The sequence below is a fragment of the Streptomyces sp. NPDC029466 genome, from assembly GCF_055574515.1.
This window is the reverse complement of the sequence record NZ_JBVHZH010000023.1, coordinates 77,566-102,967: the sequence shown is the minus strand read 5'-3', so window position 1 is coordinate 102,967 and position 25,402 is coordinate 77,566. Positions and strand designations below refer to the sequence as shown.

The following is a 25,402-nucleotide window of genomic DNA, read 5'->3' as shown; positions in this document are numbered from 1 at the left end:
CGCGCTGACGGTCCAGGTTCGGCAAGAGACAGTCGGTAACCAACAGAAGGGCCGAGACAGACGACGAGCGGTTGCCTCCACCCGGGTGGTGGAGGCAACCGCTCTGACGCTTTTCCGGTGGCTGCCCAGTTCGAGCTTTACTTTCTAGATGTCGTAGTAAAGCTCAAACTCATGCGGGTGCGGACGCAGCTGGATCGGGGCGATTTCGTTGGTGCGCTTGTAGTCGATCCAGGTTTCGATCAGGTCGGAGGTGAAGACGCCGCCCTGCTGGAGGTACTCGTTGTCGGCCTCAAGGGCGTCGAGGACGGCCGGGAGGGAGGTCGGGACCTGGGGGACGCCCGCGTGCTCCTCGGGGGCGAGCTCGTAGAGGTCCTTGTCGATCGGCTCGGCCGGCTCGATCTTGTTCTTGACGCCGTCCAGGCCCGCGAGGAGGAGGGCGGAGAAGGCGAGGTACGGGTTCGAGGACGGGTCCGGGGCGCGGAACTCGACGCGCTTGGCCTTGGGGTTCGAGCCCGTGATCGGGATACGCATGGCCGCGGAGCGGTTGCGCTGGGAGTAGACCAGGTTGACCGGGGCCTCGAAGCCGGGGACCAGGCGGTGGTAGGAGTTCACCGTCGGGTTGGTGAAGGCCAGCAGCGACGGGGCGTGCTTGAGGATGCCGCCGATGTAGTAGCGGGCGGTGTCCGAGAGGCCCGCGTAGCCCTGCTCGTCGTAGAAGAGGGGCGCGCCACCCTGCCACAGGGACTGGTGGACGTGCATGCCGGAGCCGTTGTCACCGAAGATCGGCTTGGGCATGAAGGTCGCGGTCTTGCCGTTGCGCCAGGCGACGTTCTTCACGATGTACTTGAAGAGCATCAGGTCGTCGGCGGCGGCGAGCAGCGTGTTGAACTTGTAGTTGATCTCCGCCTGGCCGGCCGTGCCGACCTCGTGGTGCTGACGCTCGACCTCCAGGCCGGCCGCCTCCAGCTCCAGGGAGATCTCGGCACGCAGGTCGGCGAAGTGGTCGACCGGCGGGGCCGGGAAGTAGCCGCCCTTGTACCGGACCTTGTAGCCGCGGTTGTTCTCCTCCGAGCCGGTGTTCCAGGCACCCGCCTCGGAGTCGATGTGGTAGAAGGACTCGTTCGACTTCGTCTCGAAGCGGACGTTGTCGAAGACGTAGAACTCGGCCTCGGGACCGAAGAACGCGGTGTCCGCGATGCCGGTGGAGGCGAGGTAGGCCTCGGCCTTCTTGGCGATGTTGCGCGGGTCACGGCTGTACTGCTCGCCCGTGATCGGGTCGTGGATGAAGAAGTTGATGTTGACGGTCTTGTCGCGGCGGAACGGGTCCACACGTGCCGTCGACAGGTCCGCGCGCAGCGCCATGTCGGACTCGTGGATGGCCTGGAAGCCGCGGATCGAGGAGCCGTCGAAGGCGAGTTCCTCGGCCGGGTCGAACGCCTTCGCCGGGATCGTGAAGTGCTGCATCACACCGGGCAGGTCGCAGAACCTGACGTCGATGAACTTCACGTCTTCGTCCGCGATGAACTTCTTGGCCTCGTCGCCGTTCTGGAACATCCAACTCCTCCTAGCCCGGTCACCGGTCGGCGGACGCGGGATTGCTACTCGGAACGCGACCCTGTGCGGTGGCGCGATGCCCGACCATAGGCAGGCGGGATTTCCCAAGCATGACCCATTTGTTTCGCCGAGGTTAACCGGCGGCGGCCGCCCTTACCTCCCAGTGTGCGCCAAAGAGGGATGTTCCGGGCAGCTGCTGCCGCCACCCCGGCCGGCGGCCCGGCGGGCCGTCCTGCCCCTTACCGGGCCGCCCGTCGCGCCCGGTCGGCCCGGCCCGCCGTCCCCGCACCGTGACCGGCCCTCCGCGAAGGGAACGTATGCGGTCGCAGTACCGTGGTCGGGTGGACAACAGGCGAGCAATCGGATCGTGGATCTCCGGGCCCCGCGCGGCAGCCGAGGACATGGGTGTCGAGTTCGGATACCGCGGGCAGCAGCTGGGGCTGCCGGAGGAGGGGCCGGGCTCGATCGCCCGCCCCGGGCGGCGCTTCGCCGCGCTCTTCATCGACTGGGCGCTGTGCCTGCTCATCGCATACGGCCTGCTCAGCGGCGGTAAGGCGCAGGCGGCGAGCAACTGGGCGCTGGTGGTCTTCGCGGTGCTCAGCGTGCTGACGGTCGGCACGGTCGGCTTCACGCCGGGCAAGCGGCTGCTGGGCCTGCGGGTGATCTCCGAGGACGGTGGCCGGATCTCGCTGCCCCGGGTCGTGCTGCGCACGGTGCTGCTCGTGGCGGTCATCCCGGCGGTGGTGTGGGACCGGGACGGCCGGGGCCTGCACGATCGCCTCACACGCGCCGTACAGGTCCGTCTGTGACGCTCCGGGAGTCACGGGGCCGGTTTTGACGGCAGCCCGCGCCCCAGGCACCCCCACCTCATACGAAACGCCCCGGACCCAAAAGTCCGGGGCGTCGTCGTGCGGTCGGATGGAGGTCCGGCAGGCGGTCAGCGCATCTTGCCGCCGCCCCTGGGCATCCGCATGCCCTTCGGCATGGGGCCCTTCGGGACCGGCATGTTGCTCATCAGGTCGCCCAGCGCCTTGAGCCGGTCGTTGACGGCCGTCACCTGGGCGCCGGGGAGCACGCGCGGCAGCTTCAGCAGCGTCGTACGGAGCTTCTTCAGCGGCACCTGGCCCTCGTCGTCGCCCACGATGATGTCGTGGACGGGGGCGTCGGCGACGGTGCGCGCCATCCGCTTCTTCTCGGCGGCCAGCAGGCCGCGGAGCCGGTTCGGGTTGCCCTCGCCGACCAGCACGATGCCGGCCTTGCCGACGGCGCGGTGGACCACGTCCTGGCTGCGGTTCATGGCCACCGCGGGGGTGACCGTCCAGCCGCGGCCGACGTTCTCCAGCACGGCGGCCGCCGCACCGGGCTGGCCCTCCATCTGCCCGAAGGCAGCTCGCTCGGCGCGCCGCCCGAAGACGATCGCCATCGCGAGGAAGGCCAGGACGAAGCCCAGGATCCCCGCGTAGATGGGGTGGCCGATCGCGAAGCCGATGGCAAGGAGAACGCCGAATACGACGATGCCTACACCAGCGACGACTAGACCGACCTTGGAGTCGACCCGACGGGTCATCTTGTAGGTCAGGGCGATCTGCTTCAGCCGCCCGGTGTTCTCAGCGCCGGCAGCGCCGTCTGAGTTTGCCTTCCTCGCCATACAGCGAAGTTTACGTGGCCTGGGGACGGCGGGTCGCCGCGGCCTCCAGTACGTACTCGGCCTCGTGGCGGTCCTTGGCGCGGCGGCGGTCCTCCAGGACCGACGTCCAGGCGTTACGACGGGCGGTGCGCTGGCCGCCACGCATCAGCACGGCCTCGACGGCACGCAGGGCGCCGGTGACCGAGGGGAGCGGGAGGGCGGGGGCGGGGGCGGTGGTGGCGCGGAGCGGCGCGGCCTGCATGGTGGGTGACTCCCTCTGATCTGTTCGGAGAAGCAGGGGTAGGTGCGGGAGCGGTGCGTGCATCCATCGTCACCGAAAGGTGTTACCAACGGATGACCTGCCGGTCAAACACCAATGAAACGTTGACGCGGCCCCCACGCCCCCCGTCCTGGGGGAGTGCGGGCCGCGTCCTCAGCATGTGCCACGTTTCACAAGAAGGCGCGCCGAGAGCGTCAAACCGCCTGACTGGCCGTCGCTGCCGCGCGCCGCTCCATGGCCTGCTGGTAAAGGCGGCCGGCGCGGTAGGAGGAGCGGACCAGCGGGCCGGACATGACACCCGCGTAGCCGATCTCCTCGGCCTCTTCCTTGAGCTCCACGAACTCGGCGGGCTTGACCCAGCGCTCGATGGGGTGGTGGCGCACGGACGGGCGCAGGTACTGGGTGATCGTGATCAGCTCGCAGCCCGCGTCGTACAGGTCCTGAAGCGCCTGGCTGATCTCCTCGCGCTCCTCGCCCATGCCCAGGATGAGGTTCGACTTGGTGACCAGACCGGCCTCGCGGGACTTGGAGATGACCTCCAGCGAGCGCTCGTAGCGGAAGCCGGGGCGGATCCGCTTGAAGATCCGCGGGACCGTCTCGACGTTGTGGGCCAGCACCTCCGGGCGGGAGGAGAAGACCTCGGCGAGCTGCTCGGGGACCGCGTTGAAGTCGGGGATCAGCAGCTCGACGCCGGTGTCGGGCATCGAGGCGTGGATCTGCCGGACGGTCTCGGCGTAGAGCCAGGCGCCGCCGTCCTCCAGGTCGTCGCGCGCGACGCCGGTGATCGTGGCGTACTTCAGGCCCATGGTCTGCACGGACTCGGCGACCCTGCGGGGCTCGTCGCGGTCCAGCTCCTGCGGCTTGCCGGTGTCGATCTGGCAGAAGTCACAGCGGCGGGTGCACTGGTCACCACCGATGAGGAAGGTCGCCTCGCGGTCCTCCCAGCATTCGAAGATGTTGGGACAGCCCGCCTCCTGGCAGACCGTGTGCAGACCCTCGCTCTTGACCAGGCCCTGGAGGTGGTTGTACTCGGGACCCATCTTCGCCCGGGTCTTGATCCACTCGGGCTTGCGCTCGATGGGGGTCTGGCTGTTCCGGACCTCCAGGCGCAACATCTTGCGTCCGTCGGGTGCGACTGCGGACACGACCGGCTCCCTACGACTTCGTTTCTTCGGCGTACACCAGGGTACGCCCGTTGATTCGCACGTCTTTACGTGCGGTGCAACCCCGTATGGCGGGGGTGCATTCCCTGCGGTCTCCGGGACGCATGACCGGCGCCCTTGCTGCTCAGACCGCGCGGGGCAGCAGTTCGGCGCCCTCCAGGACGTCCCGCAGATGCTTCTCGGCCACCGGCAGCACCTCGGCGATGGTGATCTCGCGGCCGAGCTCGTTGGCCAGCGAGGCGACGCCCGCGTCCCGGATGCCGCACGGCACGATCTTGTCGAACGAGGTGTTGTCCGGGTTCACGTTCAGCGCGAAACCGTGCATCGTGACGCCCTTGGCGACGCGGATGCCGATCGCGGCGAGCTTGCGGTCCTCACGGCGCTGGCCGGCGTTGGACGGCGCGTACTCCGGACCGTTCAGCCGCGGGTCGAACAGCTCGTCCGTGAGCCGCGGGTCGAAGTCGAGGTTCAGCCCGCCCAGGGCCGCCCGCTCCTCGACCGGGTCGCCCAGCACCCACACACCGCTGCGGCCCTCGACCCGGGTGCCCTCGACGCCGAACTCGGCGCAGACCCGGATCAGCGCGTCTTCGAGGCGGCGGACATGGGCCACGACGTCAACCGGACGCGGCAGCTTCTGGATGGGGTAGCCCACCAGCTGGCCGGGCCCGTGCCAGGTGATCTTCCCGCCGCGGTCCACGTCGACGACCGGGGTCCCGTCCAGCGGCCGCTCGTCGTCGGACGTCCGCCGCCCCGCGGTGTAGACGGCCTGGTGTTCCAGCAGCAGACAGGTGTCGGGTACCTCGTCGGCGAACCGGGCGGCATGCACCCGGCGCTGCTCCTGCCAGGCGGATTCGTACTCCACGGCGTCGGCGCCGAAGCCCAGATGCACAAAGCGCAGCCCCTCGGGTACGGGGGTCTCCCCCCGAGAGATCGCAGTCACGGCAGCTCCTCTTCGAACCTTCGTTGCACTTTGCTGCAACGTTGATGCCACTTCGCGCCCATGCCACTGTACGGCCGCCGGCTCCGGTCCCCGCAGGCGGCCGGGGGTCGCGGCCGGGACGTCCCTGCTCACACGATCGGATGAACGCGGGTCACAGGCCAGGATCGGGCCGCCGAAGGCCGTTACATTCACGCCGTTCCACAAGGGCGCTGAGCATGCCGGACAGGGTCCGCCGAACCCGGCAGTGCGGCCCGGAAGGCAGGAGACCGGTAAAGCTGATGACGGAACGACCCCCGCACCACACGCCCAACCGCCAGCTGGCCGCGCTCATCGCCGAGGCCGGATTCTCCAATGCCGGGCTGGCCAGACGCGTCGATCAGCTGGGCATCGAGCACGGCCTCGACCTCCGTTACGACAAGACGTCGGTGACCCGCTGGCTGCGCGGCCAGCAGCCCAGAGGCACCACCCCCGCACTGATCGCGGAGGTGTTCACCCGCCGGCTGGGGCGCCGGCTGTCCGCCCAGGACCTCGGCCTGGACGCCTGTGCGCCGGTCTACGCCGGGCTGGAGTTCGCCGCGACCCCCAGCGAGGCGGTGGACATCGTCAGCGGCCTGTGGCGCAAGGACTCCGGCAGCCATGCCGAGCTCCGCAAGATCGCCTTCACCCCCGCCGGGCTCGTGGTGCCCAGCCGGGACTGGCTGATCGGCCGGGCCGACGAGCGCGTCGCCCGCGGCGAGCCCACCCCCGAGGGCGCGGGCCGGGTGCCCGCACAGGGCGGCCGCCCCGCCACGGTGCCGCGCCAGCGCCGCAACGACCGGGTCGACCGCACCCAGGGCTCCCGGGTCACCTCCGGCGACATCGCGGCGCTGCGCTCGGTGGGCGAACTGTTCCGGGCGCTGGACCACGCCTACGGCGGCGGCCACGCCCGGCAGGCCCTGGTGCGCTATCTGGAGCACGAGGCCGAGCCGATGCTGCGCGGCACCTACGGCGAGGCCACCGGCCGCCGGCTGTTCGCCGCCGCCGCCGATCTGACCCGGCTGGCGGGCTGGACCTCGTACGACATCGCGGCCCACGGGCTGGCGCAGCGGTACTTCGTCCAGGCCCTGCGGCTGGCCCAGGCCGCCGGCGACCGGGCGTACGGGTCCTACGTCCTGGTGACGATGAGCCGGCAGGCCGTCTATCTCGGGCACGGCAGGGAGGCCGTCCAGCTGGCGCGCGTCGCCCAGCAGGGCATCGGCAGCAGCGCACCGCCCACGGTGCAGGCGCTGCTGCACTCAGCGGAGGCCCGCGGCCACGGGGTGCTGGGCGAGGTCCGGGCCTGCACCGCGGCGCTGGCCCGTGCCGAGCGGGCGCTGGAGACCGTCCGCCCCGGCGACGACACCCCGTACTGGGCGCGCTTCTTCGACGAGGCACAGCTCGCCGACGAACTGGCGCACTGCCACCGCGATCTCCAGCAGTACCGCGCGGCCTCCCAGCACGCCGAACGCTCCCTCCAGCTGCGGGCGGCCGGGTTCGCCCGCAGCCGGCTCTTCTGCCGGGTGGTGCTGGCGACCGCGCGGCTGGGCCTGGGCGAGCTGGAGCAGGCCTGCACGCTGGGTGCCGAGGCGGCGCTCCAGGCCTCCGAGATGCGGTCCGTACGGGCCCATGAGTACGTCCGGGAGTTCGAGCGCCGCCTGGAGCCGTACCGGGACGCGGCGGCGGTCCGGGGGTACCAGGAGCGGGTGGCGGCGCTGGGGTGAGCCGGGCCCGGCCCCCGGGGGTCAGGCCGCCGTGGGCAGGGTGTCCGGTTCCGTCGTGAGGCCGGGCAGGCCGAAGTCCTGGAGGACGGCGCGGGCCGCGCGCCGTCCCGAGTTCAGGGCGCCCTGGAGCGTGCTGGTGTCGCGGTGGTCGCCGCACACATAGAGCCCGGCGAGCACCCGCACCGTGCGCTCCGGGTCGTAGGGGGCGGGCATCGCGGGCACGGCGTACGGGGTGTGATGGGCGGTCAGCAGCTGCCGGTCCTCGGTGTGCGCGCCGTAGATCCGGTCGAGGTGGGGCCGGACCGTCCGCTCAAGGAGGGACAGCGGCAGCGCCGCCGCGGCGCCGAGCACGGCCGTGGTGATCAGGGACCGGCCCGGCGGCGTACGGGACGGGTCGATCGCTCCGGCGGCGTAGGTGTACGCGACCGGGCCGTCCGTCGGCAGGATCAGCGTCGTGTCACGCGCCGCCGCGCCGCGGCTGCCGGGGGCCACCGCCGCGGAGTGGTGCAGGACGGTCACCGGGTGGAAGGCGGGCACCCGCAGTCCCGGCAGCAGCTCGGCCGCCTCCCGTGCGCCGGTCGCCACCAGCACCGCCCGGCATGGGATATGGCCGTGCTCCGCGGTGCTGACGCCGGTGGTGGAGACGGCGGTGACCTGCACGGACGTACGGACCGTGCCGGGTGGCAGCGCGGCGGCGAGCAGTTCGGGGACGGCCGCGGCGCCGCCGGCCGGCAGCCACAACCGGCCCTCCGCGTAGGCGCGCAGCGCCGCCGCGGCACCCCGGCTGGAGCCGCCCAGCTGCGGATCGCACAGCAGCGCGCCCAGCAGGGGCCGCAGCAGCGCGTCATGGGTACGTGGCGGGAAGGCGGGTCGGCCCGCCAGGACGTCGCGGACCGGCCGGTCGGCGGGCGGGGCGTGGGTGGCGGAGACGGGGGGAGTGACGGCGGTGACAGCGGCCCGGTCGCTGCTCCAGTCCGTACGGCGGTCCGTGTCCTGGGCGGTCCGCCGGTCGGTGAGGCGGCCCACCTGGCGGCCTGTCTGGCGGCCCGCCTGACGCTCCGTCCGGCGCTCCGTACGGCGGTCGGCGCGGGAGAGGGCACGTGCCGCGGCAAGGGCGCCTCGCGTGCTCCGGGGGGCGCTGATGCGCTGCGCCCGCTGGCCGTTGTGGAGGGTCAGACCGGGGGCGAACGGACGCAGGGTCAACTCGCCGAGCCCCGGCGTACGGCGCAGCTCGGCGGCGGAGACGGCCAGCGGCCGGCCGCAGCGGTCCAGCCGGAAGCCGTCGAGATGGTCGGTGACGGACCGGCCGCCGATCCGTGGCGCGGCCTCCAGAACGGTGACCGACACCCCTACGCCGGTCAGATGGCGGGCGGCGGCGAGACCGGCCGGGCCGGCTCCCACGATGACGACGTCCACGGCCGATGCGGTGCGCAGCACTTGCCCCTCCCGAGGTCGGTCCCAAATGGCGGCACCGAGTGTCATGCCCGGTACAGCTGCGAGAGATGCCGAGTCGTGGGTGTGAGGTGGCACCGGGGAGGCCGCTGCCCGGGTGTCAGGGGCAGCCGGGGCGCGCCGGAGCGCCCTCGGCCGGGCCCGCCGGGGCGGCTGGGAGGGGCCTGGCCAGGAAGGAAAGACGAGCCCTGCGCGGCAGCCGGGAGGGTCTGGCCAGGACCGAAAGACGGGCCCTACGCGGCGGCCGCCCGGACCGCTTCCATGATGTGGGGGTGGCGGAAAGTGAACCCGGAGTCCAGCAGTCGCCGCGGGATGACCCGCTGGCTGCCCAGGACGTCACCGGCGAACTCACCGAGGGCGATCCGCAGCACCGGCGCCGGGACGGGGAAGAGCGTGGGCCGGTTCAGCACCTTGCCCATCACGGCGGTGACCTCGCGGTTGGTGACCGGTTCCGGGGCCGTGAGGTTGACCGGTCCGGCCAGGTCCTCGGTGTCGAGGAGATGGCGGAGCGCCGCGATGTGGTCCTCCAGGGAGATGAAGCTCCAGTACTGGCTGCCGTCGCCGAGCCGCCCGCCCAGGCCGAGCCGGAAGACCGGGAAGAGCCGGCCCCAGGCGCCGCCCGCGCGCGCCACGACCAGACCGGTGCGCGCGAAGACGGTGCGGATCCCCGCGTCCTGGGCCGGTTTCGCGGCGTCCTCCCAGGCCACACAGACCTCCGGCAGGAAACCGTGGCCGGCCGGCGCGCTCTCGTCCGTGCGCCGGTCGCCGGTGTCGCCGTAGTAGCCGATGGCGCTGCCGCACACGAGGACCCGCGGCGGGGTGTCCATGGCGGCGAGAGCCGTCGCGAGGGTGCGGGTGCCCAGCACCCGGCTGTCGCGGATCTCCTGCTTGTAGGCGGCCGTCCAGCGGTGGTCACCGACGCCGGCGCCGGCCAGATGGACCACCGCCTCGCAGCCGGCCAGCCCGGCGGTGTCGATCTCCTGGCGTCCGGGGTCCCAGCGCACCTCGTCGGCGGCCGTGGGCGCCCGCCGTACGAGCCGGACGACGTCATGGCCATCCGTGCGCAGGGACCGTACGAGCGCCGTGCCGATGAGTCCGGTCGAGCCGGTGATCGCGATCCGCATGGAGCCATACTGCCCGCAGTGGCGGGCCGGTGGCGGCACCCGGGGCCGGATCGCGCCTCCCGGCCCGGAAGGCGCTATGGCCGGAAGCGGTCCCAGAGGGTGGGGAAGCGCTCCGCCATGGCCCGCTCGTCGTCGAAGTCGAGGTAGGCGCCGAGCGGTTCGCGGGGCGGCGGGGGCAGCTCCAGGTCCGGCATCACCCCGCCGGTCATCTGCTCGTACGCCTCGTCGGCCGCGTAGCCCAGCTCCTCGGCGTCCCCGTCCACCGACTCGTCGAAGTCGTCCACCAGTTCGGCGAGCTGGTCCGGGTCGTGCAGCCCGCCCTCGAAGACCTCCCGGCCCTGGCCGATCAGCCAGCAGCGGAAGTAGTCGAAGGCGTCATCGCTGGCGCCGCCCAGCATCACCGAGGCGGCGGCCCACAGATCCCAGGAGTACGCCCGGTTGTAGCGGGCCTCGAAGTGGCGGGCGAAGTCCACGACCGCGTCCGGGTCGAGCGCGAGCAACCGCTCGACCAGTGCGTCGGCCTGCTCCTCGGGATCGCCCTCGGCGGCCTCGCGGGAGGCGTCGATCAGCTCCCAGAACTCCGTCTCGTCCATCACCGCTCCAGCATCTGCCCTGCCGGCGCCCGTCGCATGCGGAGTCCCCCGGATGCGACGGGGTCGTTATCCGGAATGATGACGCGCTGCCCGGCAGGGTGACGGGGTGTTCGGACCGCGGCTCGCGCACCCCGGTCGGTGATCCGTCTTGTGACCGTCCCAAGAATCACTCGTTGGAAGGCGTGCAACGGACAACGACCGCATATCCCTCATTTCGCGAAGGGCTGTTCCAGGCCATGCCCATGGACGAACGCACCCGGGCCGATGTCGAACGGGCCGAGGCGGCCATCGTCGAGCACTATCCACGGCTCGTCCGCCTCACCTACCTCGTACTGCCCCCGTCGATGGGCCGCCACCGCCGGGTCCTGACCGCACACGGTCTGGTCCAGCGCGCCCTGCCCCGGACCCGGCTGCGCCGCCCGGACGGCGGGCTGCCGGCGCAGCGCGGCCCGGCCCCCGAGTCCGGCTACGACCTGGTCCGCCAACGGGCCCTGCGGCTGGCGCTGGCGTACGAGGGACAGCCGGGCCGGGTACTGCCGGCGCTGCCCCTGGTCTGGGGGCTGCGACTGTTCCCGCGGGCCGGCGGCGCCGATGAACTCGCCCTGGACCAGGCGCTGTCCGCCGTCCCGGCAGCGGTACGGGCCGCCCTCGGGCTGTGGCATCTGGAAGGTCTGGACGAGGACGCCGCGCGCGCGGTGCTGGCGCGGGCCGGGGCCGGGGAACCGGACGCGGCGCAGCGGGCGGCCGCGCAGCTGGACCTGGAGACCGGGGCCGGTGCGGCGGCCCTGCTGGGCTCGGGGGAGTTCGACCCGTGCATGGTGCAGACCCGGCCGACGGATCTGCTGCGCCGCCGGCAGCGGGTGCGGGTGGTGGCCGCGGTGGCGGTCGTACTCGCGATCGGTGCGGCGGTGGCCGGGGCCTGGCCCGGCACGGCGGACCGACCGGCCCAGTCCGCCGCGCAGCAGGCGCTGGACCCGGACCGGCTGCTGCGCACCCCCAACGAGCGGTGGGCGGACACCGCCCGGATCGACTTCACCGCCTGGCCCGTCCGCGGCCGGCAGGCCGGCGACCGCAAGCTGCTGGCACGGGCGCTGCGGGTCTGGGCGGCGCCGCCCCCCGACACCCGGATCAGGGCGGCCGCGGACACCTCCACCCGGCCGCCCGACCATCCTCCGCAGCTGCTGTACGCCGGACTGATCGACAACGTCATGGTGGTGGTCCTGCACGACGGGGAGCGCCTGGTCCGCTACGCCGAGCCCGAAGACGCCACGCCCACCCTGCACTTCGCCCGGGTCGACGCCGCGGACCTGACGACCGGTGCGGCGCTGGTGATCGGGCGCGGCAACGGCTGGATGCGCTATCTGCTCGCGCCGTGGATCTCGGAGATCACCACCCGGGATCTGCTGACCCCGGCCGCCCCGCCGCACGGGCTGCATGTCGCCCCCGACGGTGTCACCGACCGCATCCCGCTGCCGCCCGCGACGGGGGCCGGCTGCGGGCGCTGGCCGGTGGCCCAGTTGCGGCCCTCGACACGGATCGTGGCAGCCGGCCCCGACACCGCCTTCCTGGTCGCCGACCTCGACGACCTCGTCCCCGCCCACCTCGCCTCCGGGCCCCCGCCGTCCCCTGGCGCGGCCGGGGTGCCGACCGGGGCGACCGGTGCGCCCGCGCTGCGGAACTGGGCCCGTACGGCCTGCTCGCTCGGGTCGCTGCGGGGCGCCGGCGTACGGTCCGTCAACACCTGGGAGTTCGCCCGGCAGCAGCTGCCGGAGGACGGCGGCAGCGCGGCCTGGGTGTGCACCCGCGCCGACACCTGGCGCGGGCCCGGCAGCGTGACGCTGCGGTTCCTGCCGCCCGCCGCGCACCCGGCCGACCCCGGGCGGATCGCCGGACGGGCCGGGAACACCGCTGCCTGCAGCCGCTTCGGGCCCCAGGTGGTCGGGGACCTCCACTGGCAGGCGAAGTCCGGGAAGTGGTACCTGCTCGCGGCCGGCAGCCCGGGGGTCGGCGGACTGGACGCCACGGGCGGCGTCCGCGCCACCGCCGAGGAGAACACCCTCGCCACACCGGCCGGGCCGGACGCCCCGGCGGAGGTCACCGGGCGGCTGCGGGCCGGAGGGAGCGTACGGGCGCCGCATCCGTAACCGGTGGACGGATTGCCGGGCACTGCCCGCGGAATCCGGACAGAAGGTGTCGGGTATCGCTGTCAGGGTCGCCGTGCAGCACGAGAAGGCACCTGACAGCGAGGAGTGGCGTACGTGACCGGACAGAAGGAACTGGCGGGACGGGTGGCCCTGGTCGCCGGGGCGACCCGGGGCGCGGGCCGGGCCATGGCGGTGGAGCTGGGCCGGGCCGGCGCCCTGGTCTATGTGACCGGCCGGACCACCCGGGAGCGGACGAGCGAGGTCGGCCGGCCCACGGAGACGATCGAGCAGACCGCGGAGCTGGTGACCGCGGCGGGCGGCACCGGCATCGCCGTACCGACCGACCATCTGGATCCCGCCCAGGTCAAGGCGCTGACCGAGCGCATCGACCGGGAGCAGGGCCGGCTGGACGTGCTGGTCAACAGCCTCTGGGGCGGCGACCGGCTGATCGAGTTCGACACCAGGCTGTGGGACATCGATCTGGAGAACGGGCTGCGGATGTTCCGGCTCGGCATCGACAGCCACATCATCACCAGCCATTACGCCCTGCCGCTGCTGATCCGGCGGCCCGGCGGCCTGGTCGTCGAAATCACCGACGGCACCGCCACCTTCAACCGCCGCTACCGCGAAAACCTCTGCTTCGACCTCACCAAGAACGCCCCGCACCGCATCGCCTTCGGCCTCGCCGCCGAGCTCAGGGAACACGGCGGCACGGCGGTCTCGCTCACCCCCGGCTTCCTGCGGTCCGAGGAGATGCTGGACCACTTCGGGGTGACGGAGGAGACCTGGCGCGACGCGGTGGCGCAGGAACCGCACTTCGCCATCGCCGAGTCGCCGGCCCTGATCGCCCGCGGGCTGCGGGCGCTGGCCGCCGACCCCGACAAAGCACGCTGGAGCGGGCAGTCGCTCTCCAGCGGACAGCTGGCGAAGGAGTACGACTTCACGGACACGGACGGGTCCCGGCCTGACGGGTTCGGGTACTTCGAGGAGGTCGTCTTCGGGGCCAAGGAGGGGAGCGCGGCGGACTATCGCTAGTCCCCCGAGGGGGCGCGCGGTCATGTGTACAGCGCGGCGGTTCGGTGGGCGGCCGTGGCGAAGCGGGCACGGAGCTCGGGGGGCGCGAGTATTTCGCCCTCCGGGCCCAGCGCCAGCAGCTGGGCGTAGGCGACGTCGGCGGACTCCACGGCGAGGGTGACGGTCAGCCGGCCCTGTGCGTCGGGGCCGCCCTCGGACTGCGCCCGGGCGATCGCCTCGCGGGCCGCGGTGCGTTCGGTGACGTACGGCAGCCGGCGGATGCCGCTTGCGGAGAGCCGCAGCACGATCTCCTCCCGGAGGATTGACCGGGTGAACTGCGATGCCCGCTCTGCCCAGAACGCCGGGAGGTCGAAGGTCCCGTCGCGGGTGAACCGTTCGCGGGCGGCCTCGGTCCCGGCGTCCTCGGCCCCGGAGGCGCTGTCGTGCTCCGCGACCGCCACGGCGGTGAACCGGTCGACCCGGTAGACGCGGTAGTCCCCCTGCGTACGTGCCGCCAGATACCAGACCCCCGCCTTCAGCACGAGGCCGTACGGCTCCAACTCCCGCTCCACCTCGGTGTCCTTGCGGAGGTAGCGGGCGGTGATCCTGCGGTCGTCCCAGACCGCGTCGGCGATCTCGGGCAGCAGGGCGGGAGTCTCGGGCTCCTGATACCAGGCGGGGGCGTCGAGATGGAAGCGCTGGGCGACGCCCGTCGCGGCATCCCGCAGCTCGGGCAGCAGGGCGGCGGAGACCTTCAGCCGGGCCGCGGACGCGGCGTCCGCGAGCCCCATCTCACGTAGTGCGGACGGCACTCCGGACAGGAAGAGCGCCTCCGCCTCGCTGCGGCCGAGGCCGGTGAGGCGGGTGCGGTAGCCGCCGATGAGGCGGTAGCCGCCCGCGCGGCCGCGGTCCGCGTAGACGGGCACGCCCGCCTCGGACAGCGAGAGGACGTCGCGGGCGACCGTCCGCTCCGATACCTCCAGCTCCCGCGCCAGTTCGGCCGCCGTCATCGACGGCCGTGCCTGGAGGAGCAACACCATCTTGATCAGCCGGGCTGCGCGCATGGGGCCATGATGCCGGGGGCCACTGACAGTGGCCGTTGACGTGCGTCTTTGTCTGCGGGTTCGTTGTGGCTGGGCGCGCAGTTCCCCGCGCCCCTGTTTGGGCGCCGTGCGTGGTTTGGTGCGGTGCCGTGGTGGCTTGCGCCTTTGCGGCTGGCGCCGTTGCGGGTTGCGTGGGTGCCGCGGGGGCCGGAGGGGACGCACCGGGACCCGTCCTCGGCGCGGGCGACGCGGCTGCGTGCGTTTGATTGCCCCGGTGTTTGCTCCGGTCCTGCGGGCGGGCCCCGGTACATCCCCTCCGACCGTCCAGCGTTGCCGTCTGCCGGACGGTGGCACCGCGCGTCACGGCCACGACTCGGCCGCGCCCAGGCTGCGAGGTCGGCCATTTCCCTGCCAAGGGGAGGCCGTACGTGTCCCGTAACGGTCATCGGTATGGCGGGTCAGTCGCGCATGGACGGAGGTCGGAGGGGATGTCCGGTGAGCCGCCCGCAGGACCCGGAGCGAACGACGGGGTGATGAACCTGTGGGACCCGCGTCGCCCGCGCCGAGGACGGGTTACCGGGCGTCCCCTCCGACCCACCACCCACCAACCGAAGGCGCACGACGCCCAGCCCACGGCAAACCCGCAAGCGGCCACAAGGAAATCCCGGCCCGGCCGTAGTCAGGGCGTGACCGGCCGGGCCGGTGGTGGGATCCCGTGCGGAGGCTCCGGGCGCGGGAAGGTGGCCTCCGCACGGGGGATCGGTGTGCCCCCGAGGGGGCGCGGGGCGGCCGGCCGGCGCCCCTGCAGGCCGCGGCGCGGCCCGTGGCTCAGAGGCCGTAACGCTCCTTGGCCTCCTTGACGGCCTCCGGCTTGACCTCGCCGCGGCGGGCGAGGGCGGCCAGGGCCTGGACGACGACCGACTGGGGGTCGACGCCGAAGTGGCGGCGGGCCGCCTCGCGGGTGTCCGAGAGGCCGAAGCCGTCGGTGCCGATGGAGGTCCAGTCCTGCTCGACCCAGGGGGCGATCTGGTCGGGAACCGCGCGCATCCAGTCGCTCACCGCGACGACCGGGCCGGGGGCGCCGGCCAGCGCGCGGGTGACGTACGGGATGCGGTCCTCGCCATCCAGACGGGCGGCATCGCACTCCAGGGCGTCGCGGCGCAGCTCCGTCCAGGACGGGGCCGACCAGACGTCCGCCGCCACGCCCCAGTCGGCGGCCAGCAGCTGCTGCGCTTCCAGGGCCCAGTGGATGGCGGTGCCGGAGGCGAGCAGCTGGAGCTGCGGGCTGTCGGCCTCGGGCCGGGTGCCCTCGTTGAAGCGGTACAGGCCCTTGAGGATGCCCTCTTCGACGCCCTCCGGCATGGCCGGCTGGACCTTGGTCTCGTTGTAGACCGTGAGGTAGTAGAAGACGTCCTCGGCGTCCGGGCCGTACATCCGGCGCAGGCCCTCCTTGACGATGACCGCGACCTCGTAGGCGAAGGCCGGGTCGTAGGAGAGCGCCGCCGGGTTGGTGGAGGCGATCAGGTGCGAGTGGCCGTCGGCGTGCTGGAGGCCCTCGCCGGTCATCGTGGTGCGGCCGGCGGTCGCGCCGATGACGAAGCCGCGGCCCAACTGGTCGGCCAGCGCCCAGAACTGGTCGGCGGTGCGCTGCCAGCCGAACATCGAGTAGAAGATGTAGAAGGGGATCATCGGCTCGCCGTGCGTCGCGTACGAGGTCGCGGCGGCGGTGAAGTCGGCCAGCGAACCGGCCTCGGTGATGCCCTCGTTGAGGATCTGGCCGTCCTTGGCTTCCTTGTACCAGAGCAGCTGATCGCGGTCGACCGGGTCGTACGTCGCGCCCTTGGGGGAGTAGAGGCCGGCCGTCGGGAAGAGCGACTCCATGCCGAAGGTACGGGCCTCGTCGGGGACGATGGGGACCCAGCGCTTGCCGGTCTCCTTGTCCCGCATCAGGTCCTTGATCAGCCGGACGAACGCCATGGTGGTGGCGATCTCCTGGCTGCCGGAGCCCTTCTTCAGCGCGTCGAAGCTCTTGTCGGCGGGCATCGGCAGCGGCTTGGCGACGACCTTGCGGGCGGGCGCCGGGCCGTCGAGGGCGGCGCGCCGTTCGCGCAGGTAGACCATCTCGGGGGAGTCGTCGGCGGGGCGCCAGTACGGGACCTGGTCGCCCTCCAGCGCGCTGTCCGGGATGGGGAGTTCAAGCACGTCACGCATGGTGCGGAACTCCGCCATGGTGAGCTTCTTCATCTGGTGGTTGGCGTTGCGGGACTCGAAGCCCGCGCCGAGGGTGTAGCCCTTGACGGTCTGCGCCAGGATGACGGTCGGCGCGCCCTGGTGCTCGACGGCGGCCTTGTAGGCGGCGTAGACCTTGCGCGGCTCGTGGCCGGCCCGGGAGGTCTGGAACAGCTCCAGCAGCTTGGCGTCGGACAGCCGGCCGGCGAGGGCCTTGAGGGACTCGTTGGCGCCGAAGAAGTGCTCGCGCAGGTAGGCGGCGTCGCGGGTGGCGTAGGTCTGGAACTGCGCGTCGGGGGTCTCGCCCAGGCGCCGGATCAGGGCGCCGTCGGTGTCGAGGGCGAAGACCTCGTCCCAGGCGCGGCCCCACAGCGACTTGACGACGTTCCAGCCGGCCGCGCGGAACTGGGCCTCCAGCTCCTGCACGATCTTGAAGTTGGGGCGGACCGGACCGTCGAGGCGCTGCAGGTTGCAGTTGATGACGAAGGTCAGGTTGTCCAGGCCCTCGCGGCCGGCCAGCGCCAGGGCGGCGGTCGACTCGGGCTCGTCCATCTCGCCGTCGCCCAGGAAGGCCCAGACGTGGGAGTTGGCGGTGTCCTTGATGCCGCGGTGCTCCAGGTAGCGGTTGAAGCGCGCCTGGTAGATCGCGGAGAGCGGGCCGAGGCCCATGGAGACGGTGGGGAACTCCCACAGCCAGGGCAGCCGCCGCGGGTGCGGGTAGGAGGGCAGGCCCTCGCCGCCGGTCTCCTGGCGGAAGCGGTCGAGGTGGTCCTCGGTGAGGCGGCCTTCGAGGAAGGCGCGGGCGTAGACGCCGGGGGAGGCGTGGCCCTGGATGTAGAGCTGGTCGCCGCTGCCGTCGCCCTCCTTGCCGCGGAAGAAGTGCTGGAAGCCGGTCTCGTAGAGCCAGGCGGCGGAGGCGAAGGTGGCGATGTGGCCGCCGAGGCCCAGCGCGGAGCCGCGGGTGACCATCGCGGCGGCGTTCCAGCGGTTCCACGCGGTGATCCGGGCCTCCATCGCCTCGTCGCCCGGGAAGTCGGGCTCGGCGGAGGTCGGGATGGTGTTGACGTAGTCCGTCTCCAGGAGGGACGGCAGGGCGGTGCCCTCGGTGCGCGCGGTGTGCTCAAGGGCACGGCGCATGAGGTACGCGGCGCGATGCGGGCCCGCTGCCTTGGTGACGGCGTCGAGCGACTCGCGCCACTCGGTCGTCTCCTCGGGGTCGCGATCCGGGAGCTGGTCGAGCTGGCTGTACGGCAGGCGCACGGGATCGGGCATGGGTGGCCCCTTTCCGGACGGGAGATAGCTCGGGGGTGCCGTCGCGATCGGGCCGCGTCCTCAGGGTGGACGGCGGCCTCGACGACACCCCCTACGAGTTCGGCAGGCAGGGTTGTCGCGCCCCGAGGGAGGACGATACGCCTCTGATCGATGATCGATCAACGCTCAACGAAGGAAAAACCGCAGGTCGGCACGGGGTGCCGCGTTTTCGGGCACCGCGTGCCAGCCCGGAGAGGGGGTTTCCGCGCCCTCCCGGCGCCGCCTCAGACCCGGGGTGCGCAGCTCAACACATGCGACTTGAGCAGGGCACCGATCTTCGGATCACGCCGCCGGAACGCGTCCACGATCTCCTGGTGGTCCTGGGCGTGCGAGCGCGGCTCCGGGCTGAACCAGCGGATCGACAGCGTCGTCCAGACCTCGATGCCCAGCGACTCCCAGGTGTGCAGCAGTACGGAGTTGCCGGCCGCGCGCACGATCTCCCGGTGGAAGGCCACGGTGTGCCGCACCTGCGCCTCCCCGTCACCGGCCAGATCCGCCTCGCGCAGCGCCGCCACCTCCCGCTCCAGCGCCGCGGTGTTCTCGGCCAGCCGCCCCGCGGCCAGCTCGGCGGCCACCTGCTCCAGCCCGGCCCGCACCGGGTAGCTCTCCTTGAGGTCGTCGGCGGTCAGATTCCGTACCCGCACGCCCTTGTTCGGCGCCGACTCGATCAGCTGGAGCGACTCCAGCTCGCGCAGCGCCTCCCGTACGGGCGTCTGGCTGACCTCCAGCTCCACCGCGATCCGCCGCTCCACGATCCGCTCACCCGGCTGCCAGCGGCCGCTGACGATCCCCTCCAGGATGTGCTCGCGGATCTGCTCGCGCAGCGAATGGACGACCGGCGGGGTCATGAGGTGCTCCGTAAGTTGCGGGCGGTGACAGAGGGCCATTATCCGGGAGGCGCGCGGGGGGCCTGTCAAAAGCCGCGAGGTGGACGCGCACCCCGGCACGGGCCCGGGGTGCGCAAAAGGGCCGGCCCCGGCTCGTACGAACCGGGGCCGGCCCCTAGGACACGCCTGCTGCGCGACTGCCGGGACTCAGAGACCGATCTCGGTCTCGAACTCGGCGGCCTCCAGGATCTGCTTGACCGTGGTCAGGTAGCGGGCGGCGTCGGCGCCGTCCACCAGACGGTGGTCGTAGGAGAGCGCCAGGTAGGTCATGTCGCGCACCGCGATGGTCTCGCCGAGGTCCGGGTGGTTGATGACCACCGGGCGCTTGACGGTGGCACCGATGCCCAGGATGCCGACCTGGTTCGGGGGCACGATGACGGTGTCGAACAGGGCGCCGCGCGAACCGGTGTTGCTGATGGTGAAGGTCGCACCGGACAGCTCGTCCGGCGTGATCTTGTTCGCGCGGACCTTGCCCGCCAGGTCCGCCGTCTTGCGGGCGATACCGGCGATGTTGAGGTCACCGGCGTCCTTGATGACCGGGGTCATCAGGCCCTTCTCCGCGTCCACCGCGATACCGACGTTCTCGGTGTCGAAGTAGGAGATGGTGCCCTCGTCCTCGTTGATCCGGGCGTTGATGACCGGGTGGGCCTTCAGCGCCTGGACCGCGGCCTTGACGAAGAACGGCATCGGGGAGAGCTTGACGCCCTCACGCTGCGCGAACGCGTCCTTGGCCTGGTTGCGCATCCGCATGATCTTGGTGATGTCCACCTCGACCACGGAGGTCAGCTGCGCCTGGCTGTGCAGGGCCTTCATCATGTTGTCGCCGATGACCTTGCGCATCCGCGGCATCTTGACGGTCTGACCGCGCAGCGGCGACGCCTCGATGGCCGGAGCCTTCGACACGGCCGGGGCGGCGGCGGCCGGCGCGGCGGCCTTGGCGGCCTCGGCGGCGGCGATGACGTCCTGCTTGCGGATACGGCCACCGACGCCGGTGCCCTTGACCGTGGCGAGGTCGACACCGTTCTCGGCGGCGAGCTTGCGCACCAGCGGGGTGACGTACGCGCCCTCACCGGCGGCCGGAGCCGGGGCGGCGGGGGCGGCGGCCGGGGCGGCCGGAGCCGGCGCGGGAGCCGGAGCCGGAGCGGCCGGGGCGGCGGGCGCCGGAGCGGCAGCAGCCGGAGCCGGTGCCGGGGTGGGCTCCGGGGCGGGAGCGGCGGCGGGGGCCGGGGCGGCCGGAGCCGGCGCGGCGGCCGGGGCGGCACCCGCGGCACCGATGACGGCGAGCTTGGCGCCGACCTCGGCGGTCTCGTCCTCACCGACCACGATCTCCAGCAGGGTGCCGGAAGCCGGGGCGGGGATCTCGGTGTCGACCTTGTCGGTGGAGACCTCCAGCAGCGGCTCGTCGGCCGACACCTCCTCGCCGACCTCCTTCAGCCAGCGGGTGACGGTGCCCTCGGTGACGCTCTCGCCGAGCGCGGGGAGGACGACGTCGGTGCCCTCGGCGCCGCCCGCGGGGGCAGCGGCGGGGGCAGGGGCCTCGGCCGCGGGGGCCGGGGCGGGCTCGGGCTGCGCCTCGGCCGCGGGGGCCTCGGCGGCGGCGGGCGCCGGAGCGGCAGCCGGCGCACCGGTGCCGTCGTCGATGACGGCCAGCTCGGCGCCGACCTCCACGGTCTCGTCCTCGGCCACCTTGATGGCGGTCAGGACGCCGGCGGCCGGGGCCGGGATCTCGGTGTCGACCTTGTCGGTCGACACCTCGAGCAGCGGCTCGTCGGCCTCGACGCGCTCACCCTCGGCCTTGAGCCAGCGAGTGACGGTGCCCTCGGTGACGCTCTCGCCGAGCGCCGGCAGGGTTACGGAAACCGCCATGGTTTCAGTTGCTCCTTACAAGTGTGGTGCGGATGTGGTCGCGCCCGGGACTGGGGTCAGTCGTGGGAGTGGAGAGGCTTGCCGGCCAGGGCCAGGTGGGCCTCGCCGAGCGCCTCGTTCTGCGTCGGGTGCGCGTGCACGAGCTGCGCAACCTCGGCCGGCAGGGCCTCCCAGTTGTAGACCAGCTGGGCCTCACCGACCTGCTCGCCCATACGGTCACCGACCATGTGGACGCCGACCACGGCACCGTCCTTGACCTGGACGAGCTTGATCTCGCCCGTGGTCTTGAGGATCTTGCTCTTGCCGTTGCCCGCGAGGTTGTACTTGAGAGCGACGACCTTGTCGGCGCCGTACAGCTCCTTGGCCTTGGCCTCGGTGATACCCACCGAAGCGACCTCGGGGTGGCAGTACGTCACGCGCGGCACGCCGTCGTAGTCGATCGGCACGGTCTTCTGACCGGCCAGCCGCTCCGCCACCAGCATGCCCTCGGCGAAGCCGACGTGCGCGAGCTGGAGGGTGGGAACGAGGTCACCGACGGCCGAGATGGTCGGCACGTTGGTCTGCATGTACTCGTCGACCAGGACGTAGCCGCGGTCCATCGCGACGCCCTGCTCCTCGTAGCCGAGGCCCGCCGAGACCGGCCCGCGGCCGATCGCGACCAGCAGCACCTCGGCCTCGAAGGTCTTGCCGTCGGCCAGGGTGACCTTGACGCCGTCGGCGGTGTACTCGGCCTTGTCGAAGAAGGTGCCGAGGTTGAACTTGATGCCGCGCTTGCGGAAGGCCCGCTCCAGCAGCTTGGAGCTGTTCTCGTCCTCGACCGGGACGAGGTGCTTGAGGCCCTCGATGACGGTCACGTCGGTGCCGAAGGACTTCCACGCGGAGGCGAACTCGACGCCGATGACGCCGCCGCCCAGCACGATCGCGGACTTCGGCACGCGGTCCAGCGTGAGCGCGTGGTCCGAGGAGATGATGCGGTTGCCGTCGATGTCCAGGCCCGGCAGCGACTTCGGCACCGAGCCGGTCGCCAGCAGGACGTGGCGGCCCTGGACACGCTGGCCGTTCACATCGACGGAGGTCGGGGAGGACAGCCGGCCCTCGCCCTCGATGTAGGTCACCTTGCGGGAGGCGACCAGCCCCTGGAGGCCCTTGTACAGGCCAGAGATGACCTCGTCCTTGTACTTGTGGACGCCCGCGATGTCGATGCCCTCGTACGAGGTCTTGACACCGAACTGGGCGGCCTCACGAGCCTGATCCGCGATCTCACCGGCGTGCAGCAGCGCCTTGGTGGGGATGCAGCCGTTGTGCAGGCAGGTGCCGCCGAGCTTGTTCTTCTCGATCAGGGCGACGTCCAGGCCCAGCTGCGCCCCGCGCAGGGCAGCGGCGTAACCACCGCTACCGCCTCCGAGGATCACTAGGTCGAAAACGGTGCTGGCGTCGTTCGCCACGTCACGTCCTCCATGCATGGGTACGCCGGAGCCGGTCTCCAATGACCGGACGGCGGCTGTGGTTCGGCCGCTTTTACTTCGGCCCTGGGTAAGGGGGGCCCTGTCCTGCCGAGAACCCATCTTCGCACTTGTTCCACGAAGCCGGGACGGCGGGCCGGGCTGTGGGACGGCGATCGGCCGCCCCGTACGGGTTACTGAGGCGTACGGAATATGCGGCACCGCGCGGCATCACCGGGGCAGGGGCGGTGGCCGGAAACGCGTGGACGTACGGATTTCGTCGAGGGCGAACGCGGGACGGCCGCGCGGCGCACCCGTGCCGACGGCCCCGGGCGGGCTGCCCGGGGCCGTGGCGGATATCACGGGCGACGGCGGGGAAGGCCCCGGCGCGGCCCGTCAGCCCAGGTCGCCCGCGGCGGTGCGCTCGGCGAGCCGGACCAGGGTGCGCACCGCGGAGCCGGTGCCGCCCTTGGGGGTGTAGCCCCAGGGTGCGCCCTCGTGGAAGGCCGGGCCCGCGATGTCCAGGTGGGCCCAGGTGATGCCCTCGCCGATGAACTCCTTCAGGAACAGTCCGGCGACCAGGCCGCCGCCCATCCGCTCGCCCATGTTGGCGAGGTCCGCGACCGGGGAGTCCATGCCCTTGCGCAGCTCGGACGGCATCGGCATCGGCCAGGACTGCTCGCCGGCCTCCTCCGCGATCTCGTGGACCGCGGTACGGAAAGCGTCGTCGTTGGCCATGATCCCGAAGGTGCGGTGGCCCAGCGCCAGCACCATCGCGCCGGTCAGGGTGGCGACGTCCACGATCGCGTCCGGCGACTCCTCCGAGGCGCGGGTCAGCGCGTCGGCCAGCACCAGCCGGCCCTCGGCGTCGGTGTTGAGCACCTCGACGGTCTTGCCGCTGTACATGGTCAGGACGTCACCGGGACGGGTGGCGGAGCCGGACGGCATGTTCTCGGCGAGCGCCAGCCAGCCGGTGAGGTTCACCGCCAGGCCCAGCCGGGCGGCGGCCACGACCGTGGCGAACACCGCGGCCGCACCGCTCATGTCGCACTTCATGGTCTCGTTGTGGCCGGCCGGCTTGAGCGAGATGCCGCCCGAGTCGTAGGTGATGCCCTTGCCGACCAGCGCCAGGGTCTTGTCGGCCTTGGGGTGGGTGTACGCGATCCGCACCAGCCGCGGCGGGGCCTGCGAGCCCTGGCCGACGCCCATCAGGCCGCCGTAGCCGCCCTTCTTGAGCGCCTTCTCGTCGAGCACCTCGACCTTGAGGCCGAACTCCTTGGCCGCCGCCTGCGCCTCGGCCGCGAAAGTCTTCGGGTCGAGGTCGTTGGGCGGCATGTTGATCAGGTCGCGGGCGCGGTTGACCTCGGCGGCCAGCGCCTCGGAGCGCGCGGCGGCGGCCTTGAAGTCCTTGTCGCGCGGCTTGGTGCCGAGGAGCGCGACCTCCCCGAGCGGCGCCGACTTGGCGTCGTTCTTCTTGCCGCCCTTGCCGTTCGCGGCGCCGTTGTCGCGCTTCGCGGCGTAGGAGTACGCGCCGAGCAGCGCGCCCTCGCCCACCGCGGCGGCCGCCTCGGCGTCCTCGACGGGCAGCGCGAAGCCGGCCTTCTTGCTGCCGGTCAGCGCGCGGGCGGCGCTGCCCGCGGCGCGCCGCAGCGCCTCGTGGCCGAAGCCGTCGCCCTTGGCCGGCGCGTCACCGAGGCCGACCGCCAGCACGACCGGCGACTTGAGGCCGTCCGCGGCGGGCAGCTTGGTCACCTCGCCCTCGGCACCACTCGCACCGAGGGTCTCCAGCACGGCGGCGAGCTTGCCGCCGAAGGCCTTGTCCACGGCTTCCGCGCCGGGGGCGACAACGACGCCCTTGGCGCCCTTGGCCACGCCGACGACGACGGCATCCGCGCGCAGCGTCGCGGCGGAAGAAGTACTGAGGGTCAGTGCAGTCACGGTGATGAGGGTCCTGTTCCGTCCGGGGAATCCGTCTGCGCGCAGCGCGCTGCTCCGGCTGAGCCTACGCTCGGCGGCGCCACAAGGCCCGTCCGATAGCACACCGGCACATAACGGTGCCCCGGCGGTTGCCGGCATACCGGGTGAACTGCCCTTCCGGACACGTCAGTTGAGTAGGTGTAAGGGGTCGCCGGGGCAGGCTAACCGAGCGTCAGCACGACCAGCGCCGCGAGCCCCGCGCTCTCCGCGAGCGCCCCGAACACATCACCGGTCACCCCGCCGAACCGCCGCCGGCAGTGCCGCAGCAGCAACTCGCCCAGCCCCAGGCCGCACAGCGCCGCGAGCCCGGCGTGCAGCGCGCCGTACGGGCCGAAGCCGGCGCCGGCGGCCGCGCATCCGGCGGCCACCAGCACCGCACACAGCAGCGCCGCCCGCACCGGGACGGTGCCCGCGACCGCCGCGCCGAGTCCCTCCGGGCGGGCGGCCGGCACCCCCGCGCGAGAGGCGAGGGCCAGCGCGCAGCGGGCGGTGACCGCCGCGACGGCCGCCGCGACGGCGCCGTGCGCCCAGCCCGCCGCGTACCGCTCGGACAGCGCGGCCACCTGCGCCAGCAGCGTGAACAGCAGCGTGATCACCCCGAACGGGCCGATGTCGGACTGCTTCATGATGCGCAGCGCGTCCTCGGCGGGCTTGCCGCTGCCCAGGCCGTCGGCGGTGTCGGCGAGCCCGTCCAGATGCAGCCCGCGGGTGAGGACGGCGGGCACCGCGGCGCTGCCGACGGCGGCGAGCAGCGGCCCGCCGCCGAGCACCAGCAGCGCCCCGCCGGCCGCGGCCGCGCACAGCCCGACCACCAGACCGGCCAGCGGTGCGCAGAGCATCCCGCCGCGCGCCGCCGCCCGGTCCCAGCGGGTGAGGCGGACCGGCAGCACGGTCAGCGTGCCGAACGCGAAGCGCAGGGCGTCGGACGGGGCCACGGGAGCGGGGGTCTCGGTCACCGCGGCAGGCTATCCGGGCGTCCGCCGCGTTTGACTGCCGGTTCCGGCCGCCCGGAGAGGG

19 protein-coding genes are annotated in these 25,402 nt (G+C 72.5%); 4 read left to right on the top strand and 15 right to left on the bottom strand.

Annotated features, from left to right (window positions below; translation table 11 throughout):
• Positions 1 to 144: 144 nt before the first annotated feature.
• On the bottom strand, positions 145 to 1,554 hold the full coding sequence (gene glnA, locus ACZ4XD_RS19200) for a type I glutamate--ammonia ligase (protein ID WP_398835161.1): 1,410 nt from the start codon (positions 1,552 to 1,554) through the stop codon (positions 145 to 147).
• 341 nt (positions 1,555 to 1,895) lie between these two features.
• Here glnA and ACZ4XD_RS19195 point away from each other — a divergent pair, with 341 nt between their 5' ends.
• Entirely contained in the window at positions 1,896 to 2,363 is a 468-nt protein-coding gene (locus ACZ4XD_RS19195; protein ID WP_181018597.1) for an RDD family protein, read from the top strand.
• Positions 2,364 to 2,491: 128 nt separating this feature from the next.
• On the opposite strand, the gene ACZ4XD_RS19190 is transcribed toward ACZ4XD_RS19195, so the two are convergent.
• The 4 genes from ACZ4XD_RS19190 to lipB form a co-directional block, all read right to left on the bottom strand.
• Positions 2,492 to 3,202 (bottom strand): DUF4191 domain-containing protein, encoded by a 711-nt coding sequence (locus ACZ4XD_RS19190; protein ID WP_468043541.1) that lies wholly within the window; start codon positions 3,200 to 3,202, stop codon positions 2,492 to 2,494.
• 10 nt (positions 3,203 to 3,212) lie between these two features.
• Positions 3,213 to 3,443 carry an SCO2195 family GlnR-regulated protein gene (locus tag ACZ4XD_RS19185; protein WP_468043540.1) on the bottom strand — a complete coding sequence of 77 codons (231 nt, stop codon included), beginning with the start codon at positions 3,441 to 3,443 and terminating at the stop codon, positions 3,213 to 3,215.
• Positions 3,444 to 3,655: 212 nt separating this feature from the next.
• Positions 3,656 to 4,606, bottom strand: a complete 951-nt coding sequence (lipA, locus tag ACZ4XD_RS19180; RefSeq protein ID WP_468043538.1) for a lipoyl synthase — start codon at positions 4,604 to 4,606, stop codon at positions 3,656 to 3,658.
• Positions 4,607 to 4,748: 142 nt separating this feature from the next.
• On the bottom strand, positions 4,749 to 5,564 hold the full coding sequence (gene lipB / locus ACZ4XD_RS19175; RefSeq protein WP_468043536.1) for a lipoyl(octanoyl) transferase LipB: 816 nt from the start codon (positions 5,562 to 5,564) through the stop codon (positions 4,749 to 4,751).
• 278 nt (positions 5,565 to 5,842) lie between these two features.
• Here lipB and ACZ4XD_RS19170 point away from each other — a divergent pair, with 278 nt between their 5' ends.
• Positions 5,843 to 7,303, top strand: a complete 1,461-nt coding sequence (locus tag ACZ4XD_RS19170) for a regulator (RefSeq protein ID WP_468043534.1) — start codon at positions 5,843 to 5,845, stop codon at positions 7,301 to 7,303.
• 21 nt (positions 7,304 to 7,324) lie between these two features.
• Here ACZ4XD_RS19170 and ACZ4XD_RS19165 read toward each other — a convergent pair whose 3' ends face one another.
• From ACZ4XD_RS19165 to ACZ4XD_RS19155, 3 genes are all read right to left on the bottom strand, one after another.
• Complete coding sequence (locus ACZ4XD_RS19165) at positions 7,325 to 8,740, bottom strand: FAD-dependent oxidoreductase (protein WP_468043532.1); 1,416 nt, start codon at positions 8,738 to 8,740, stop codon at positions 7,325 to 7,327.
• Between the two features lie 248 nt (positions 8,741 to 8,988).
• Positions 8,989 to 9,879, bottom strand: coding sequence for a TIGR01777 family oxidoreductase (locus tag ACZ4XD_RS19160; RefSeq protein WP_468043530.1), 891 nt, complete (start codon positions 9,877 to 9,879; stop codon positions 8,989 to 8,991).
• Between the two features lie 74 nt (positions 9,880 to 9,953).
• Positions 9,954 to 10,472, bottom strand: coding sequence for a DUF4240 domain-containing protein (locus ACZ4XD_RS19155; RefSeq protein WP_468043528.1), 519 nt, complete (start codon positions 10,470 to 10,472; stop codon positions 9,954 to 9,956).
• A 242-nt stretch (positions 10,473 to 10,714) separates the two neighbouring features.
• On the opposite strand from ACZ4XD_RS19155, the gene ACZ4XD_RS19150 reads away from it, so the two are divergent.
• The gene (locus tag ACZ4XD_RS19150) at positions 10,715 to 12,616 is read left to right on the top strand and encodes a hypothetical protein (RefSeq protein ID WP_468043526.1); all 1,902 of its coding nucleotides are present in this window, start codon (positions 10,715 to 10,717) and stop codon (positions 12,614 to 12,616) included.
• Between the two features lie 114 nt (positions 12,617 to 12,730).
• Entirely contained in the window at positions 12,731 to 13,651 is a 921-nt protein-coding gene (locus ACZ4XD_RS19145; RefSeq protein WP_468043524.1) for an SDR family oxidoreductase, read from the top strand.
• A gap of 20 nt (positions 13,652 to 13,671) precedes the next feature.
• On the opposite strand, the gene ACZ4XD_RS19140 is transcribed toward ACZ4XD_RS19145, so the two are convergent.
• The 7 genes from ACZ4XD_RS19140 to ACZ4XD_RS19110 all read right to left on the bottom strand — a co-directional run bounded on the left by ACZ4XD_RS19140 (position 13,672) and on the right by ACZ4XD_RS19110 (position 25,341).
• Positions 13,672 to 14,694, bottom strand: coding sequence for a helix-turn-helix transcriptional regulator (locus ACZ4XD_RS19140; protein ID WP_468043522.1), 1,023 nt, complete (start codon positions 14,692 to 14,694; stop codon positions 13,672 to 13,674).
• Positions 14,695 to 15,501: 807 nt separating this feature from the next.
• Positions 15,502 to 18,174, bottom strand: a complete 2,673-nt coding sequence (gene aceE, locus ACZ4XD_RS19135; protein WP_468043520.1) for a pyruvate dehydrogenase (acetyl-transferring), homodimeric type — start codon at positions 18,172 to 18,174, stop codon at positions 15,502 to 15,504.
• Positions 18,175 to 18,437: 263 nt separating this feature from the next.
• A complete protein-coding gene (locus ACZ4XD_RS19130) occupies positions 18,438 to 19,061 on the bottom strand; it encodes a GntR family transcriptional regulator (protein WP_468043518.1) in 624 nt (207 codons plus the stop codon).
• Between the two features lie 186 nt (positions 19,062 to 19,247).
• Positions 19,248 to 20,966 (bottom strand): 2-oxoglutarate dehydrogenase, E2 component, dihydrolipoamide succinyltransferase, encoded by a 1,719-nt coding sequence (sucB, locus tag ACZ4XD_RS19125; protein ID WP_468043516.1) that lies wholly within the window; start codon positions 20,964 to 20,966, stop codon positions 19,248 to 19,250.
• A 56-nt stretch (positions 20,967 to 21,022) separates the two neighbouring features.
• Positions 21,023 to 22,411 (bottom strand): dihydrolipoyl dehydrogenase, encoded by a 1,389-nt coding sequence (gene lpdA / locus ACZ4XD_RS19120; RefSeq protein WP_468043514.1) that lies wholly within the window; start codon positions 22,409 to 22,411, stop codon positions 21,023 to 21,025.
• Positions 22,412 to 22,804: 393 nt separating this feature from the next.
• On the bottom strand, positions 22,805 to 24,346 hold the full coding sequence (locus ACZ4XD_RS19115; RefSeq protein WP_468043512.1) for a leucyl aminopeptidase: 1,542 nt from the start codon (positions 24,344 to 24,346) through the stop codon (positions 22,805 to 22,807).
• Between the two features lie 200 nt (positions 24,347 to 24,546).
• Complete coding sequence (locus ACZ4XD_RS19110; RefSeq protein ID WP_468043510.1) at positions 24,547 to 25,341, bottom strand: adenosylcobinamide-GDP ribazoletransferase; 795 nt, start codon at positions 25,339 to 25,341, stop codon at positions 24,547 to 24,549.
• Between the last annotated feature and the right edge of the window lie 61 nt (positions 25,342 to 25,402).

Coding starts and splice junctions, on each gene's coding strand:
- ACZ4XD_RS19130 (WP_468043518.1), bottom strand. CDS start 19,061: ATGACCCCGCCGGTCGTCCATTCGCTGCGCGAGCAGATCCGCGAGCAC.
- ACZ4XD_RS19160 (WP_468043530.1), bottom strand. CDS start 9,879: ATGCGGATCGCGATCACCGGCTCGACCGGACTCATCGGCACGGCGCTC.
- ACZ4XD_RS19190 (WP_468043541.1), bottom strand. CDS start 3,202: ATGGCGAGGAAGGCAAACTCAGACGGCGCTGCCGGCGCTGAGAACACC.
- ACZ4XD_RS19155 (WP_468043528.1), bottom strand. CDS start 10,472: ATGGACGAGACGGAGTTCTGGGAGCTGATCGACGCCTCCCGCGAGGCC.
- ACZ4XD_RS19140 (WP_468043522.1), bottom strand. CDS start 14,694: ATGCGCGCAGCCCGGCTGATCAAGATGGTGTTGCTCCTCCAGGCACGG.
- sucB (WP_468043516.1), bottom strand. CDS start 20,966: ATGGCGGTTTCCGTAACCCTGCCGGCGCTCGGCGAGAGCGTCACCGAG.
- aceE (WP_468043520.1), bottom strand. CDS start 18,174: ATGCCCGATCCCGTGCGCCTGCCGTACAGCCAGCTCGACCAGCTCCCG.
- glnA (WP_398835161.1), bottom strand. CDS start 1,554: ATGTTCCAGAACGGCGACGAGGCCAAGAAGTTCATCGCGGACGAAGAC.
- ACZ4XD_RS19170 (WP_468043534.1), top strand. CDS start 5,843: ATGACGGAACGACCCCCGCACCACACGCCCAACCGCCAGCTGGCCGCG.
- ACZ4XD_RS19150 (WP_468043526.1), top strand. CDS start 10,715: ATGGACGAACGCACCCGGGCCGATGTCGAACGGGCCGAGGCGGCCATC.
- ACZ4XD_RS19185 (WP_468043540.1), bottom strand. CDS start 3,443: ATGCAGGCCGCGCCGCTCCGCGCCACCACCGCCCCCGCCCCCGCCCTC.